This is a genomic window from Nostoc sp. (assembly GCF_036917515.1).
Lineage (GTDB): Bacteria > Cyanobacteriota > Cyanobacteriia > Cyanobacteriales > Nostocaceae > Nostoc.
The window spans coordinates 1-16,328 of sequence record NZ_JBALDE010000249.1 but is presented as its reverse complement, the minus strand read 5'-3'; the positions used below and the strand labels follow the sequence as shown (position 1 = coordinate 16,328).

At 40.3% G+C, this 16,328-nt stretch carries 11 protein-coding genes and 1 pseudogene; 10 read left to right on the top strand and 2 right to left on the bottom strand.

The window, feature by feature from the left end; all coding sequences use genetic code 11:
• The first annotated feature begins 132 nt into the window (after positions 1-132).
• From V7K89_RS31750 to V7K89_RS31735, 4 genes are all read left to right on the top strand, one after another.
• A complete protein-coding gene (locus V7K89_RS31750) occupies positions 133-2,610 on the top strand; it encodes a putative Ig domain-containing protein (protein WP_335194480.1) in 2,478 nt (825 codons plus the stop codon).
• An 815-nt stretch (positions 2,611-3,425) separates the two neighbouring features.
• Positions 3,426-6,437, top strand: coding sequence for a peptidase domain-containing ABC transporter (locus tag V7K89_RS31745; protein WP_335194478.1), 3,012 nt, complete (start codon positions 3,426-3,428; stop codon positions 6,435-6,437).
• Positions 6,438-6,524: 87 nt separating this feature from the next.
• Positions 6,525-8,108, top strand: a complete 1,584-nt coding sequence (locus V7K89_RS31740) for an HlyD family efflux transporter periplasmic adaptor subunit (protein WP_335194476.1) — start codon at positions 6,525-6,527, stop codon at positions 8,106-8,108.
• A gap of 114 nt (positions 8,109-8,222) precedes the next feature.
• Positions 8,223-8,720, top strand: coding sequence for a DUF427 domain-containing protein (locus V7K89_RS31735; protein WP_335194474.1), 498 nt, complete (start codon positions 8,223-8,225; stop codon positions 8,718-8,720).
• A 227-nt stretch (positions 8,721-8,947) separates the two neighbouring features.
• Here the strand turns inward: V7K89_RS31735 and V7K89_RS31730 are convergent, their stop codons facing one another.
• Positions 8,948-9,982, bottom strand: a complete 1,035-nt coding sequence (locus V7K89_RS31730; RefSeq protein WP_335194472.1) for a metal ABC transporter solute-binding protein, Zn/Mn family — start codon at positions 9,980-9,982, stop codon at positions 8,948-8,950.
• Positions 9,983-10,723: 741 nt separating this feature from the next.
• On the opposite strand from V7K89_RS31730, the gene V7K89_RS31725 reads away from it, so the two are divergent.
• The 6 genes from V7K89_RS31725 to V7K89_RS31700 all read left to right on the top strand — a co-directional run bounded on the left by V7K89_RS31725 (position 10,724) and on the right by V7K89_RS31700 (position 15,577).
• The gene (locus tag V7K89_RS31725; protein WP_335194470.1) at positions 10,724-11,056 is read left to right on the top strand and encodes a hypothetical protein; all 333 of its coding nucleotides are present in this window, start codon (positions 10,724-10,726) and stop codon (positions 11,054-11,056) included.
• A 410-nt stretch (positions 11,057-11,466) separates the two neighbouring features.
• Complete coding sequence (locus tag V7K89_RS31720) at positions 11,467-11,814, top strand: YtxH domain-containing protein (protein ID WP_335194468.1); 348 nt, start codon at positions 11,467-11,469, stop codon at positions 11,812-11,814.
• Between the two features lie 11 nt (positions 11,815-11,825).
• A complete protein-coding gene (locus V7K89_RS31715; protein ID WP_335194466.1) occupies positions 11,826-12,365 on the top strand; it encodes a DUF948 domain-containing protein in 540 nt (179 codons plus the stop codon).
• Positions 12,366-12,522: 157 nt separating this feature from the next.
• Complete coding sequence (locus tag V7K89_RS31710; protein WP_335194464.1) at positions 12,523-13,332, top strand: TPM domain-containing protein; 810 nt, start codon at positions 12,523-12,525, stop codon at positions 13,330-13,332.
• Positions 13,333-13,422: 90 nt separating this feature from the next.
• On the top strand, positions 13,423-14,052 hold the full coding sequence (locus V7K89_RS31705; protein WP_335194462.1) for a precorrin-8X methylmutase: 630 nt from the start codon (positions 13,423-13,425) through the stop codon (positions 14,050-14,052).
• Positions 14,053-14,158: 106 nt separating this feature from the next.
• Positions 14,159-15,577, top strand: coding sequence for a right-handed parallel beta-helix repeat-containing protein (locus V7K89_RS31700; protein WP_335194460.1), 1,419 nt, complete (start codon positions 14,159-14,161; stop codon positions 15,575-15,577).
• A 406-nt stretch (positions 15,578-15,983) separates the two neighbouring features.
• Here the strand turns inward: V7K89_RS31700 and V7K89_RS31695 are convergent.
• Positions 15,984-16,250: pseudogene (locus tag V7K89_RS31695) on the bottom strand (hypothetical protein); the annotation flags it as partial.
• Positions 16,251-16,328: the final 78 nt, after the last annotated feature.

Below are 16,328 nucleotides of genomic sequence, written 5' to 3'. Positions count from 1 at the left end.
ACTATTTGCCTTTTATATAAGTTTAATAATTGACTCCTTCGTGATGTCAAAACAAATCCTGCTTCTACGTGATTTACAGGATATAGCACGTAATAGCTGTTACGAAAAAACTATTAATTAATAAGAGTAATTATGTCAGACACCATCCCGATCGCGATCGCTACCCAGCCAAATCAAGACTTGTATGAGCAAATACCTGCTACTCACCTAGTTTTCATCGACCCACAGGTTGAGAACTACCAAAGTCTGATAGCAGGTGTTTTACCGAACACCTCTGTTGTAGTCTTAGATCCTGACCAGAATGGCATTGAACAAATTAGCCAAGTGCTGGCAACTCATCGGGAAATCAACAGCCTACACATTGTTTCTCATGGCGCACCAGGGCAAGTTTATCTGGGGAACAGTCAACTCAGCCACGAAACCCTCAATCATTATGCTTGGCAACTCATAGACTGGGCATATGTTTTGAGTGCAGATGCACAACTGCTGTTGTATGGTTGCAAAGTCGCACAAACAGAGCAAGGTAAAGCATTTGTACAACGCCTGAGTGAATTGACAGGTGCAGTAGTAGCGGCATCTGATGACTTAACGGGGAGTACTGCATTAGGTGGTGACTGGGAACTGGAAGTTTCTACAGGGGCAATTGTTCCTACTCTGGCGTTTCAGCCAGAAGTAATGGCAGCCTACGCTTCAGTACTAAGTGTTCCAGTAGTAACGAATGCAATTTTGGATCAAGAAGCCACTGAAGAGATATTCTTCAAGTTCACTGTCCCAGATGACACCTTCACTGATGCGGATGTTGGTGACACCCTCACCTACACTGCAACCCTAGAAAACGATGATCCTCTGCCAAATGGGTTGAAGTTCGATGCTAATAGTCGTACCTTTAGTGGCACTCCTGAGAATCAAGACGTAGGTAGTATAAACATCAAAGTTACCGCTACAGATACTACTGCAAATCAAGCCAGTGATGTATTTAAAATCACGATTAATAATGTCAACGATCCTCCAGTCTTGGTAAAAGAAATAGCAGACCAAGAAGCCACCCAAGGTATTTTATTCAGCTTTACTGTACCAGATGACACCTTTAGCGATGTGGATGTTGGAGACATCCTTACCTATACTGCAACCCTAGAAAACAACGATCCTCTGCCAAATGGGTTGAAGTTCAATCCTACTACCCGTACCTTCAGTGGTACTCCTGAGAATCAGGATGTAGGTAGTATAAACATCAAAGTTACCGCTCAAGATGTTGCTGGAGAGCAAGCCAGTGATGTATTTAAAATCACGATTAATAATGTCAACGATCCTCCAGTCTTAGTAAAAGAAATTGCAGATCAGCAAGTCACTGAAGACACAGTTTTTAACTTCACCATCCCAGATGACACCTTTAGCGATGTGGATGTTGGAGACATCCTCATTTACACTGCAACCCTGGAAAATGATGAACTACTACCGACTTGGTTGAACTTCAATCCTACTACCCTTACCTTCAGTGGTACTCCTGAGAATGAGGACGTAGGTAGTTTGAATATCAAAGTCACAGCTAAGGATATTGCTGGAGAGCAAGCCAGTGATGTGTTTCAACTTACGGTTGCTGACGATACTCCTATAGTGACAATTACAGGCGATATCTTTAGTGTCAAGACTAAGCTGAACATTGAAGGTGATAAAGCAAAACTCTCAGTCAATATTAAAAACAATACCTCCAAAGAGGTGAATGAACTAAATGTATTTACTGTTGACGATGAAGAAGGTAGGATTAACGGCATAGCCCCTGGTGCAGAAGGCTATACACAAGCGGCTCTTTCGCGTTCAAAAGTAGTTTTCTCAGCTCTTGCCAATTTGCCTAATGGTTTTAATCCCGCCGACTTGAAAAACATATTAGAATTCGACTCTGATACCAAACTCAGATTTTATCTGGTATCCAACAGTACTACTCAAGCTGTACTGTCTGGAAAAACCCCCTTCTCAAGTGTGCTTTTTTCCTCAGGTACAAATAACAATATAGAAGATCAAGGGTTTTCTCTTAATTTTCAGAATTTGGTAGTGAATATTCAGCCAACCAATCAAGAGGTTTCTTTAGGTACTAGTCTGCAAGGCGAATATCAAGGCGAACTGATTGATTTACGGAGTGTGACACAATCGGTAACAGCTGAGTTTCAAGTCAACAGAGAGGCATCTTACAGTAACTTTGTCGGCTTCTATCAGGTGGCTGATGAAAATGGTGGTATTGACACCAATGGCGATGGTAAAGCAGATATTTTGGTTGGACAAGCAGGTTATGCCGAAGCCGCTGTGCGTAGGCGTGTTGCAGGCATTGACTTGACAGTGAGTGACCAAGGGACTGCAAATTACACTGGCACTTTCGATCCGAATTCTTTGTTTGCACCATTTATTATTGCGGATGGCAGACCGGAAGCGATTCTCAATGGCAATGCTAGCAATAAAAATGTTTACTTCACATTCTTAGGTGCTAATTCAGATAAGGTAGATCACATTCGCCTATTGGGAAATAACACCTTTGGTTTTGAGGATTTACCAAATGGTGGTGACAAAGATTACAACGATGTGATTGTGCAGGTCAATTTGAGTGCCAATCTTGCCTAGTATCAAATACGAGTAATTACTTAGTAAAATCGAACAACTTCATCCCGGTTGCGAGGTGGGGTTGTTTTGTGCATAGCAATTAGATGGAGTCGCTATTAATTAAACTAGTAAATTTACTGAAGGCACTTATTGTCTTTCCTTCATAAATTTAATAGTTGATTCCTCTAGAGTGACAAACAGTCTTCCTCTTTCCTTTTCCAGTTAATTTTTATTAAATTAAGCTAGCAAAAAAGTGATGGAGAACTATTTCATAATTAGGTATAGGTGGTTTTTAAGGAGGAAAGCTCCTGTCTTTCGCCATTAGTGATATTGTCAATCCCTGTATTCAAGAATTTGTCAAAAATAATTCAGAAATTTAAAGTTTTTTTTATTACATAATTCTTAACTAGGATATTTACTTAAGAAAGCATCTGTGATATTTTCATGTTGACTATCATAAAGTAAAATAGGCAACCCTAAGTTTAACAACCGCATTTATGTATTTTAGTTTGATGATCAGTATCTATCTTGCATAGTTGCAATACTAAGATATGAATTTTAATTTTGTATAAATTATGTAACGTTAACCAAGTGATAACTTGTCCTCGATCTATTTACAGTATGCTTGATTTTGAAAAATGCATAACAATCGTAACCCTGTGATATAAATACAGGTCTGCAATAAACGAACTTGCCCTCTGCGCTTTTACACATTTAAGCACCTGAATTCCACAGAAGTATTGTTACTGCTGGCATAAAACCAAACACTGCTACTGTTAGTAAAAGAGATACCCTCTAATATTTTCAACTTAATTCCTCACTTTTACTTGTTTTATATGACTTATATTAAGAACACTTTTCCGGAATTTATCACCGCCCTAGAGGGGTTTGAGCAGTTGCCAGATGGGGCGATCGCTAATCTATCAGAACAACTGCAAGCCTGGCGCTATCGCATAGGTCAGAAAATCATCGGTAAAGAAAGTCTCCCGGAACACATCACGATCATTTATGAAGGACAAGTGCGCCTGTTAGGATATGATCCCCAGACGCAATTGCCAATCACCCTAAAATTACTGCAACCGGGGGAAATTATCGGCGAAATCAGTTTGTTGCGCGATGTCGCCTGTGAAACAGCAATCGCTTCCACCGAAGTAGTATGTTTAACCTTGAGTGCATCAGCATATTTTAGCTTTTTGGCTTCATACCCAGCTTTTGCCGAAGCTCGTAAGAACCGCAGTTATTTGGTAGAAGTTTTCGATATTCTCAGTTCCTATTGGCAAAAGCAAGCGATCGCTATCTTAAATCTTAGAGAACTGGCAGAAAAAGCCTTACCCCAGGCGAAAATACATTATCTCCCTTTAGGAAAAACTCCATTCAACCAACTGGATAGCAAAAGCGTTTGGTTTGTGAGTGGCGGTGGTACAATCATGAATTTCTCACCTGGCGATCGCCTAGAATCAGACGATGACAGAGACAAGATCCAGGTCATCGGTCAAAACCCCGCACGGTTGCTTGGTATACATCCGTCAGATTTGATCTTAGAAGGTAGTCATGAGATAGAACTTGCAGTAACTGAAACCAGAGTAGATAAAGATAGTGCTGACGACCTAAATATTATTCCTTACGCATCAGACGAAATAGTTCCACAGACACCTCCCCAAAATTCCAAGAATTCGTCAAAACAAAAATACCCATTTTTTGGCGGTAAAGGAGAACTAAATTCAACCTTCGCCTGCTTTCAAATGATCGCGAAGCACCTAGAAATGCCATTTCGTCGAGAGGTGGTTCGCCGCATCTTAACTGAGCAAATCAAACGTCAGGGCACTATATCGTTTCAAGTTACTGCTTACTTAGCAGAGTTAATTGGACTAAAAGCGCAGTTGATAGAGCTACCAACCGCCTCAGTGACGCGCATTCCGACACCGGCGCTGATTCGCTATGGTGATAATTTTGCCGTTTTATATGCAGTGGATGCAAATACCGCAGTTGTGGGTGTGCCATCCAAAGGAATTGTGCGCTGCAAACCTGCTCAATTGGTTGAACAATTAGATGTCGATCCAACTGACTTTCCGCCCAAAATTAGGGTATTACTGCTGACTGCTACCAATCAAACACCGCAAGAGCGTTTTAGCTTGCGATGGTTTCTGCCCTACTTGTCGAAGCATCGTCGAGTCTTAATAGAGGTCTTTATCGCTTCCTTTTTCGTGCAGTTGGCAGCGTTGGCAAATCCTCTAGTCGTTCAGTTAATTATCGACAAAGTTATCACTCAAAATAGTATTGGTACACTACATATTTTGGGGATTTTGCTATTAGTAGTCGGACTATTTGAAGCAGTATTGACTACCTTACGAACCTACTTATTTGTCGATACCACTAATCGGATCGATATGGGTTTAGGGTCGCAAATCATTGACCACTTACTACGTCTACCGCTACGCTATTTTGAACGCCGACCGGTGGGTGAACTTTCCACTCGCATCAACGAATTAGAAAATATCCGGCAATTCCTCACGGGTACTGCCTTAACAGTGGGGTTAGATGCTCTATTCTCGTTGGTTTATATCGGTGTAATGCTAATTTACAGTTGGCAACTCACCTTAGTCGGCTTAAGCACAATTCCTGTATTTGTATTGATTACCTTAGTCGCTTCTCCCACTATTAGCAGACAGTTACGTGCTAAAGCCGAACGCAACGCCGAAACTCAATCTTATTTAGTAGAGGTGATGTCAGGAATTCAAACAGTAAAAGCGCAAAATATCGAATTGCGATCGCGCTTTTCCTGGCAAGAGCGTTACGCCCGATTTGTCGCTGCTGGTTTTAAAACAGTTGTGACTTCTACACTCGCTAACTCTACTAGTAACTTTCTCAACAAACTCAGCAGCTTACTAGTTTTGTGGGTAGGAGCTTATTTAGTACTGCAACAACAATTAACTTTAGGCGAATTAATTGCTTTTAGAATTATATCGGGTTATGTCACCAGCCCAATATTACGTTTAGCTCAACTCTGGCAAAGCTTCCAAGAAACTGCCTTGTCTCTAGAGCGTTTAAGTGATATTGTCGATACACCAGAAGAAGGAGAAACAGACCGCTACAATATACCTTTACCTACCATTAAGGGAGCAGTGAAATATGAAAATGTTTCCTTCCGGTTTGGTACAAGTGGTCCTCTACAACTTTCTAATGTCAACCTGGAATTTGCCCCAGGTAAATTTATCGGTATTGTCGGACAAAGTGGGTCTGGTAAAAGTACGATGATGAAATTACTGCTGAGACTTTACGAAACTGAGTCTGGCAGAATTTTGATTGATGGTTATGATATTGCCAAAGTGGAACTTTATTCGTTGCGACGACAAATTGGTGTAGTTCCCCAAGAAACATTATTGTTTGACGGCAGCGTTCAAGAAAATATTGCCTTAACCAATCCCGATGCCACAACCGAAGAAATTATCGAAGCGGCTCAGGTTGCGTGCGCCCACGAGTTTATCATGAACTTATCCAACGGTTACAACACGCGGGTGGGAGAACGGGGTTCTGCACTTTCAGGTGGGCAACGACAAAGAATTGCGATCGCTCGTTCTGTTTTACAACGACCAAAATTATTAGTTTTAGATGAAGCAACTAGTGCATTGGATTATCCCACAGAACGGCAAATATGTCTCAACTTAGCCAAAGCATTCAAGGGAGATACAGTATTTTTTATTACCCACCGACTAAACACTGTAAGTAATGCAGACATGATTGTTGTAATGGATAATAGCAGGGTCATAGAACAAGGTAGCCATCAAGAATTAATGGCTACTAAGGGTCATTATTATTACCTGTATCAGCAACAAGATGTAAACTTGTAATTAGTCATCCTTGAGGGCAAAGGTTTTTGGCATCGGGAAACATTGCCCACCTTGCAAAAAAGTCAAAATCCAAAATCCAAAATCGCTATGACTCAACTTAATGGGAATCATCTCAACGGCAATCATAAAAACGGCAATCATCAAAATGGAGTGAAACAAGATTCACGGGTACTGACTAAACAACAGAAAGCTATTCAAGAGTCTTTCACTAACTCCAACACTCCGGAATTTGAGCAATCCATTGTCTTGCGCCAATCTCCAATTTGGTCGCGTACAATCATGATTACACTCATGGGGCTAGCCTGTTTTGGAATTGGTTGGGCTTATTTTGCAAAAATTGAGCAAGTAGTGCCAGCAACAGGGCAATTAAAACCGCAAGGAACAGTCAAAGACGTTCAGGCCCCTGTTAGTGGAGTGGTGAAAACAGTTAATGTTAAAGATGGACAAGAAGTGAAACCAGGTGATTTACTGGTAACTTTTGATTCCATAGCCTCTGTTGCCGAATTAAATTCTTTGAATAAAATTCGTCTTGCATTAATGAAAGAAAACCAGATTTATCGCCGATTGATGAATGCAAGTACTGCCAATGGCTCGGAATTGTTATATTTGCGCGGTAATTTGCCACAAGAAACTGCTTTTTTGCTGAAAAATCGAGCAGCATTAGTAGCAGAAAATGAATTATTCCGCACTCAATTAAAAAATTCTGGTCAAGATTCTGGAGTAGGAATTGATGAACAACAACTTCTACGAGTGGCTAAACAAGAATTAGACTCTCGCTCCTCAGCAGCACGATTAGAAGTAGAAAAAACCAAAAAACAATTTACTCAAAATCAAATTAAGCTGGAAGATAGTAAATCAAGTTTAGCTATTCAACAGGGGATTTTAAATAAACTAAAGGTATTAGCAGAAGAAGGTGGTATTTCTCAACTTCAGTATCTCAATCAGCAACAAGAAGTACAAAACCGCACGGCGGAAGTAGCGCAACTAGGTGAGGAACTGAAACGCCTCCAGTTTGATATAGAAAAAGGACAACAAGATTTAAGCAATACGGTAGCTGTTTCTGATAAAAACATTTTAGATAAGATAGCTCAGAACAAACAGCGTATTGCCGAAATTGATAGCCAATTCATGAAAGTTATCCTAGATAATGAGCAGCGTTTGGCAGATGTCAATAGTAAAATCTCTCAAGCACAGTTAAATGTTAAATATGAAGAACTTCGCGCACCTGTAGCTGGAACAGTTTTTGATTTGCAAGCAAAAAATCCTGGATTTGTTGCAACTCCAACGACAAAAATGTTGCAAATTGTTCCCAAAGAAAACTATATCGCTGAAGTTTTCATCACTAACAAAGATATTGGGTTTGTGCGAAAAGGTATGAAGGCAGATGTCAGAATTGACTCTTTTCCTTACAGCGAGTTTGGTGATATCAAGGGAGAAGTTCTTGAAATAGGATCAGACGCATTACCACCAGATCAAACCCATCAGTTTTACAGATTTCCGGCAAAAGTCTCATTAGATAAGCAATCCCTAACGATTAAGGGTAAAAAAGTTAACTTGCAATCAGGTATGTCCATCAGTGCCAATATAAAAGTGCGTGAAGAAAGGACTGTGCTTAGTTTGTTCACTGAGTTATTTACCAAGCAAGTTGATGCTCTTAAACAGGTACGATGATGAGGGTTGAGTTAAAAGATGGCAATGGCTCTACAAGGGAAGTTGCTCTTTCACCAAGTACATTCATACTGAGTATTTTTTTCTCTTAGCACTTAGCAAGCAGCACTCTTAATAATGGTTAATTCTCAACGCATCGAACCCGCTCCCGGACAAGAATCAGTTTGGGATTATCCCCGTCCTCCTCTTTTGGAGGACACAACCAAACATATCCAAATAATCTTTAACGGAGTCGTAATTGTAGATACTCATAGCGCCAAACGTGTTTTAGAAACCAGTCATCCTCCTTCTTACTACATTCCCCCAGCGGATATCAAAATGGAATATCTACAGATGATTCCGCAATCTAGTTTTTGTGAGTGGAAGGGAAGTGCTGGTTACTACACAATCCGAGTTGATGATAAAGAAGTCGATAATGCTGCTTGGTTCTACCCTAAGCCCACACCAGCCTTTGAATCTATCAAGGACTATGTAGCTTTTTATGCTCATTTAATGGATAAATGCTACGTTAATGGTGAAGAAGTGCAACCACAACCAGGTAACTTCTACGGCGGTTGGGTAACTAGTGATATTGTTGGGCCATTTAAAGGCGCTCCTGGTACTTGGGGATGGTAAGTCGATTTTGGATTTTGGATTTTAAATAGCGAAACAATATCCTAACGATATCATCGGATATATGGATGGGAAAGATGGGTTCATCAAAGAGATGCAAAAGAAAGCATTGGTATAGTGGACACTTGATAAATCTGAATAACACAATCTCTTTTACCCATCTTCCGTAACATTTAAAACTCCAATTCTGTCTTCTAAAGGGAGACTAATAAATCAAGTTTGATGAAATCTCAAAAAACTCGGTTTCTTGGATTACTGAATTGATGTTCTAGCTGCCTAGAAGCTTTCGCTTCAAACATCAAATACGTTCCTCCTAGTCCTTCTACAATTGTGCGTGTATTGGCAATCATCATTTTCTGATAAGTATCCGCCTCACTTCCTGGTTCGCTAAGTCCCTCAGCATACAACTTTCTGTTAGAAATGTTCACTTGCGCTTCTGTTGCTAGAGATTGAATCAAATTAGGATTAGTTTCTACTTCAGCAAAAATTGTTGATACTTTAGCCCGCTTAATGTTTGTAGCCAAATTTTTGACTCCTTCGGCTGTCAGCTTTTCGTTATTACTAATATTTGGTAATCCTCCTGCCAATGAAATACCGTATGCTTTGGCATAATAACTCAGTGCATCAGAGGTTGTAACTAACTTCCGTTCTTTGGTAGGAATGCTGGCAATTCTTGACTTAATCCAGCTATCTAGTTGAGTGAGTTCATTTGTAATTTTTTTGGTATTACTAGTATAAACCTCTGCATCACTAGATTGTATTTTTATCAAATTACTATTAATTACCTTCACCATTCTGATAGTATTTTTGGTATTGTGCCAAATATGAGGATCGCTTACATTCTTATCACCTACCTGAAATTTTTGTGGCTTAGGCACTGCCAGTTGACCGACGGCTATTTTCGGTGTAGGGCTTTTAGTCGCTTTAATTAACTTGATCAGATTTGGTTCAAAATTGTAACCATTATAAAGAATAAGATTAGCTTGCTCAATGGCTTTACGATCTTCCGGTTTTGGTTTATAAAATTGGGGGTCGGCAGTAGGGGAAATTAAGCAAGTGAGGTTAACTGTATTCCCAGCAACCTGTCTGGTTAAGTCACACAGTACGCTTGTAGTCGCGACAACTTGGGGAAGATTCTCATTTACCTGGGTGTTAGTCTGAGTGAATGTAGTTCTTGCAGCTTGACTTCCACACCCAACAAATCCAATTGTCAAAGCAGCAAGAATAGCTGGAAAGAAATTATTAAATGGTGATTTTTTTGACATCCTCAACTCCTACTGGATGTATAAAAAAGATAATCATTATTGGTAAAGTATTAGTAAAATACCAGGGGAAAGTCTTCACCAGGGAAGAGATTAAGATCTGACGGGGAAGCCTTCGGCAAAGAAAAGAGTAAAGGTTAAGGGAAGAGGAATTAATAGACTTTCTCCTTTATCACTTGTCTGTTTTCCTCGTCTATACTCAGCAATTTTTGGTTGGTGAACCACTAGTGAGGTTTTTTTGGGCCAAATATTAGTTAACTGCACACGACAAGCTGGAAAACTGGTAGAGCTAGGAGCACAATATATAAAGGCAATGTTGGGGAGTCTCCAAGGAGTGTAGTTCTCTTACCATCTGTTGAAGGGTCTATACCATTGTGCTTACATCCCACAAAGGTCGTAAATTGACTAGAATGATCGGGTTAAGGAGTGGGAGGTAGTAATGATCGGGCTTATCAATCATACGGGTTGATTTCGAAAACCGAGTCGTGAATCTAAGGCAATTGTAGCTGTGGTTTTGCGAGGTGTGGATATATCGTTGTTACAAAATTGGCAAATTGGCGATTTTTTTAGCATCAGCCTTTGTTACACTAATTTTCACCTCCTAAAACTAACTACTTTTTATTGCCAAAATTCCAGATGTAGTTTGTGCCATAAATTTTATCCTCTAGTTTTTTCATCATTAAATAAGAGCCAAATCAAGTATATAGAACAATTCCTCAAAGTTAATATTAGTCAAGATAAACAATGGTAATTTTAGTTGTCATAATTAATACCCTGATTTCATTAATACTAATTTATGTGGCTTGGCGGGTATGGCAACTTAAGCAGCAGCTAGCATACATAGCAGATAGGTTAACCGCCTATGAAAGTTGTACCAATGCAGCCTTGAATCAAGCACCCGAAAATATTTATCTCAGCCAACAGAATATTTATAACTTACGGCAGAGAAATCAAGCGCTACAAATGCAAATTCAACAAGTACGGCAAATTATCAGTCTACTTTTGCTAGGACGGCAAATCTGGCAGCGTTATTTTCTGAAGCTAGAGTTAATTGGGAAAAGAACAGTTACAAAATGAGTTATCTCAGGTTCACATAAATATTTATGATTAGGGCTGACGGGGGTAGATAGAGAGAAGTCCGTAGTAAGATCCCATAAGGTGTATTGACTTGTGGCGTAGGTATAGCCTTCCGTAAGCATCGCTTTCCTTTTCCATAACCTAATCTTAAATAAGCTAGCCATATCGGATACGGAACAAGAGCAAGACATAACACAAAGAAATGCCCGCCAGAAGGTTTACGGAGGTATCAAAACTTTGAGAGATACAGCTAGTTTTAAATTACAAGTAATTAATAGTTTTGATATTAATTAATAAAAGCAACATTTCTGGGTAATATTTTGTCACCATAAATTAACTCAATAAAATCAGTTAAGTCTTGCAAGGGGAGAAAACCCACCTAAAATGGGTGTAAGGAGAGAAACAACAAGATGTCTAATAACCGTTCTGGAGTATTTTTTGGCGGTTTGATGCTAGGAGCTACCATCGGTGCTTTAACCGGTTTACTCGTAGCTCCACGCACAGGGCGCGAAACGCGTAAAATTTTGAAAAAATCTGCCAATGCTATCCCAGAATTGGCAGAAGATTTATCAATGAGTGTGCAAATTCAGGCAGATCGTCTCTCTGCTAGCGCATTACGAAACTGGGATGACACCTTAGATAGATTACGAGAAGCGATCGCAGCAGGTATAGATGCCGGTCAGCGAGAAAGCCAAGTCTTGAAGCGACAATCTGTTGAAGAATCAGATTCACTTCCCCAGCAATTAGAACGCTCATAAATGACACAACCGTGATTGAACCCCTGTTTTGGTTGGGACTTTCCTTACTTTTAGTCGCCACAAGCTTGACTGCGGTTTTAGTGGTGGCGATACCGGCTTTGCAGGAGTTAGCACGCGCGGCTCGCAGTGCGGAAAAGCTATTTGATACCCTCTCACGGGAGTTACCACCCACTCTAGAAGCTATTCGCGTGACTGGCTTAGAAATCACTGACTTAACCGATGATGTCAGTGAAGGCGTAAAAAGTGCTAGTCAAGTCGCCAAACAAGTTGACCAAAGTTTTGATACTGCAAGAATTCAAGCTCAAAATCTGCAAGTAAGTACACGCAGTATCTTTATTGGCGCGAAAGCTGCTTGGAGAAACTTCACGCGCCAAAAACCCGCAAGGCGGATGAGCGATCGCTTGCCAAGCAATGAAAAACCACCACTAACGTTGCGAGAACGAGAAGTGCTGAGGCAAGAAAATCGTCGGAGCAAAGCAGAGGTATACCGCGTTAATGACGATTATAACGATGCCACTAGCTGGGAAAACAATTTCGATGATGAAGATTGAATTAGGGCATAGGGCATCGGGCCCAATACTCAAAAACGCTTTGCTTTAATCCCTTAGATTAAAGTAAAGTAAACAAGTGTAAAGAACTATCATTTTTCTAGTACTCTTTTAAAACAACTTGTTCGCTTTTACCGTTGATATTTGTATAAAAACGTTCATGCAATCTTGTTTTTGGCGACGAATTCTAGTATCTATTGCAATATTTTTCCTGGCTGGGTCAATGTGGGTGATGCATTCTCCCCCAGCACTAGCTTATGACAATCCTGAGTTACTTCCTGACACCTTTACCCCAGTTGTAGATTTAGCTAAATCTCTGCCTGTGCTGCAAGAAGAAAAGCTTGTCAAAGATTTAGAGCAGTTTGAAGCCGACACGGGCTGGAAATTGCGAGTATTGACCCAGTATGACCGTACTCCAGGTCGCGCGGTTATAAAATATTGGGGTTTGGATGACAAAAGCATTCTACTAGTTGCTGATTCTCGTGGCGGTAACATTCTCAGTTTTAGCGTCGGTGATGCTGTTTATAAACTTTTACCCCGGACTTTCTGGATAGAACTGCAAACCCGTTTCGGTAATTTGTACTTTGTCCGAGAAGAAGGTGAAGACCAAGCGATTCTGCAAGCCTTAGAATCGGTCAAAGGCTGTTTGCTTAAAGGGGGTTGCAATGTTGTCCCCGGACTACCACGAGAGCAGTGGATTCTCACCTTGATCACCTCAGTTATTGGTGGGGTGATTTGTGGATTTGCAGCTCAACCCCGCCAGAAAGGACAAGTTTTTGCTTGGCAATGGGCTTTAATTTTCTCACCTTTGTGGGGAATCTTGTTTATTGCTTTCGGCATTGGGCCAGTTGTGACACGTACAAGCGACTGGTTGCCTTTAGTTCGCAATATCTCTGGGTTTATCATTGGCGTTTTGGTTGCCTACCTATCTCCTATTTTCAGTCGGACTTCTTCGAGTAATGAGTTATGAGCGAGTAGTTAGGAGTGAGTAGTTTTTAATTAACTCCTAACTCTCTGAAGCTGATAAGCTGAAAGCTAATATTTGAGAAGCTCAACAAAAATGGAATGGCACGTAACTGATGCTCAAAGTTTAGCAATCATTGATAGTGAAATTGGCGATCATGTCTTTTCACCCGCAGAGTATGAGATTGTGCGTCGGGTAATCTACGCCACGGCTGACTTTGAGTATAAGTCTTTGATTCGCTTTTCTGAGCGTGCCTTGCAAGCTGGAGCAGCAGCACTAGCCGCACGTACCACGATTGTGGTAGATGTGCCGATGGTACAAGTAGGTATTGCCTACGACATTCAAAACACCTTTGCTAATCCGGTGTATTGCAGTATGGAAGCTCTAACACGCCCTCAAAAAGAAAAAACTCGTGCAGCATGGGGAATAGAAACTTTAGCAAAGCGTTATCCAGAGGGCATTTTTGTCGTGGGTCAAGCGCAAACGGCACTGACTGCACTCGTGGATTTAATTGAAGCTGAGGAAATTAGGCCTGCTTTAATAATCGCAACTCCAGTGAGATTTGTAAATATTGATGAAGCTAAGAAGCGTTTACAAGACTCTCTAGTGCCTCACATTACAATTGAGAGTCGCAAAGGTAATGCAGTTGTAGCAGCTGCGATCGTTGATGGATTGGTAGACTTAGCTTGGCAAGCCTATGGACAAGATAGAAATCGGGGGAGCTAGAAAAGTCGGCTCTATTATACCCTTGATGCCAAATAGGATTTAAAAGAACTGACATATCCTGATATTATATTTTTGTTAAGTAGTGCCTATAAAGGAGCCTTTTGTTGTGGTAATTCGAGGTTTCAGGTTAAGCGCATATCTTGCAATTCCCGTGGTATTAGTAGGTCTTTTGGTTGAGCGAGAAAGGATAAAAGAATATTTAGTTGAAAACATTCCTCAGGTATTCACTAACAAACAAATTACCCTATCTAGCCATCAGCTAATCAGCAGTAGAGGAACTCCAAAAACATACTATGTTAGTGGTACTGGAAATGACAAAAATAGCGGACTATCTACTTCATCCGCCTTTAAAACAATTCAAAGGGCAGCAAATCTGACTAATCCTGGCGATACAGTATTGATTATGAACGGAGTGTACAGGAATGCAAAACCAGGTGGGGACGTAGTATCTATTACTCGCTCTGGAACAGCAAATGCATGGATTAAGTTTAAAGCATATCCTGGACATCGGCCGAAAATTCAACACAATGGATGGCAGGGAATTTTCATTCACAAGGGAGCGTCATATATTGAGATAAATGGGTTGGAGGTGATAGGAAACAATGCCAACATAACCCTTGATTATGCGATGAGTCAGAAAACTAATAAACTAAACCCGCTAACAAATGGCAACTGCATTAATGTAGATGGACGAAAAGATGGTCGTAGTCACCATATACGTATTATCAATAACAAGGTACATGGGTGTGGAGGAGCAGGCATTTCAGCCATTGAGTCGGACTATGTGACAATAGATAATAACGAAGTGTTCGATAATGCTTGGTACAGCGTTTATGGTTGCAGTGGCATTTCGATTTTGAATAGTTGGAATTCTGACAACAAGCGGGGATACAAGATGTTTGTTACTAACAACAAAACCTACAACAATCGTATGTACATCCCTTGGATTGCAGTCGGAAAGATCACAGACGGTAATGGGATTATTATCGATAGTTCTAGAAACGATCAGAATAACTCAAAATTGGATGCATATAAAGGATATACTTTAGTTAAAAATAATCTTGCATTTAATAATGGTGGATCTGGTATTCATGCATTTTTAAGCGAGCATGTTGATATTGTAAATAACACAGCTGTTTTAAATAATCAGAGTCCAGAACTTAATGGCGGGCAAATATTTGCTCATACGTCATCTGATGTCAAAATTCTCAGAAACATTCTTTATGCTTTTCCTGGAAAAAATATTAATAATAAGACTAAAAATAAAAACGTTATTTATGATTATAATATCTATATCAATAGTTCTAAAATAAATGTTAAGGGACCTCACGATATTGTTGCAGGCTCACAATTCTTAAGCAAGTATCCCACTCTAGGAAAAATATCTGGCGATTGGAAATCGCGGTTAGAGAAACAAAATCCGCCAACACAGTCTTACGTAGAACCTAAGTCGGCAGGTTTTGCCTGTGGGGCAGTGACTTATCGTTTGCAAGGGAAACTCATCAAAGTGGGATGCTCTCGTTAGTAACGAGGTAGGAAATTCAGGGTAGGAGAGATAGATTTATCCCAAATCCGAAAGCTTGAACCTCCTGTAGCAATTTTGTATAAATATGCGCCAAATTATATAAGGAAGAAACCGCATAGACGCAAAGTGGCTACCCTGCGGGTAGGGTACATAGACACGAAGTGGTTTCCTGTTCGCGTAGCGTCTTTGAAAGAAAAGGGTAGGAAACAAAGGAACAAAGAAAATTTGGTGCAGCCTCTACAAAGAAATGGTGTGGGCGACCATTGAGAAGTTTTGCAGTTGAGAGCAAACTGCCGAAATATTTGCGATATACGGCTCGTAATTATCGGGATTTAGACAAAAATTAAGCCCAAATGTAACCTAAACTGGCTTTATACAGCAGTTCCCGCTATTGTGAGGTACGTTCTCAGTCCTGAAAGGGTACAGGAGATAGCAGGGAGGAGAGAAACTGTACTTCATAACAGCAGGAAGCGCTGATCGAAGCAAACAGGTCACGATTGAGTATCAATAAATCAAAAAACCGGAAAGACATAGCCGTTCTGAAAGCCTCTAAAGCTTTAGTAAAAGTGTTCAAAGGCTTGTTAGCTCACTTACGTCTTAAGCCACCGATGAACTGATGCTAAAGAATAAAAGTGTAATACCAATTCTCTAAAATCGGACTACAGATGAGAGAATAAGAATAAACCAGATGAAGGATGAACAATGTCAGGGATATATCAGCTAGAAATTAAAGAGACTGTCACAGAACTCA